The following is a 1,238-nucleotide window of genomic DNA, read 5'->3' as shown; positions in this document are numbered from 1 at the left end:
GGCGGACAGATCCACTCAAAGACAACCTCGAAAGGAGTCAGTGTAATTTTGAGTCACCCCGCACCAGAGTCACATCCAGTATCTCTGTGGAGTTTCTCAACACCGTGCAGGTCAGTTGTTTTAGTTTAGGCGGCAGCGAGTTCGGGGAGGATCACCGCCTCATCGATGACCTCGACGGGGTTGTTCATGGTGGTCAGCTCGAGCATCGAAGCTTCGGAGAAGTAGCGGCGTTCGCCGGCTTCCCATTCGTCGTGTTGCTCGATCAGGACTGAACCCGCCAGGCGCAGTAGGGCGGCGGAGTTGGGGAAGACGCCGACGACGTCGGTCCGGCGTTTAATCTCCTTGTTGACCCGTTCCAACGGGTTTGTCGACCAAATCTGTCGCCAGTGACGCCGTGGGAATGCGGCGAAAGCTAGCAGGTCGGGCTGGGCATCGGTGAGCATCGACGCGACCTTCGGGTGCGATCGGCCGAGCATCGTGGTGACCTCGCGGAATTGCTTCTCGATGTGGTCTTGGTCGGGCTGGGCGAAGATGGTGCGGATGATCGACGCGACCATTTCTTGGGATCCTTTTGGGACCACGGCGAGGACGTTGCGCATGAAGTGCACCCGGCACCTCTGCCAGCCGGCATTTTGGAAGACCGTCCCGATGGCCTTCTTCAGCCCGGTGTGGGCGTCCGACATGACCAGCTTCACCCCGTCCAGACCGCGAGTCTTCAACGACCGGAGAAAGCTGGTCCAGAAACTCTCGTTCTCGCTGTCGCCCACGTCGAACCCGAGGACTTCCCGCCGTCCGTCTGCGGCGACGCCGATCGCGACGACAATGGCCTGGGACACGATGCGGTGCCCGACCCGCGCTTTGCAGTACGTGGCGTCGAGGAACACGTAGGGGAAGTCCTGCGCGGCCAGGGGCCGGTCTCGGAACTCGGCTACTTCCGTGTCGAGGCCGGCGCAGATCCGGGACACTTCCGACTTGGAGATCCCAGTATCGGCGCCGAGCGCTTTGACCAGGTCGTCGACTTTGCGGGTCGAGACGCCGTGGACATAGGCCTCCATTACAACGGCGAACAGGGCCTGGTCGACGCGGCGGCGCCGCTCGAGCAGGGCGGGAAAGAACGACCCGGCACGCAGCTTCGGGATCTTCAGATCGAGGTCCCCGGCGGTCGTGCTTAAAGTCCGTGGCCGGGTGCCGTTGCGGTAGGTGGTGCGGTCGCCGGAACGTTCAAACGGGGCGGCGCC

1 protein-coding gene is annotated in these 1,238 nt (G+C 62.8%); it reads right to left on the bottom strand.

Features of this window, described 5'->3' with window-relative positions; genetic code table 11:
* Window positions 1-125 precede the first annotated feature (125 nt).
* On the bottom strand, window positions 126-1,238 hold a 1,113-nt coding region (locus CXY80_RS00075; RefSeq protein WP_104131112.1), incomplete at its 5' end, for an IS256 family transposase.

The organism is Cryobacterium sp. M91, assembly GCF_002929615.1.
Taxonomy (GTDB): domain Bacteria; phylum Actinomycetota; class Actinomycetes; order Actinomycetales; family Microbacteriaceae; genus Cryobacterium; species Cryobacterium levicorallinum.
This window is presented reverse-complemented; position numbering and strand designations above follow the sequence as displayed.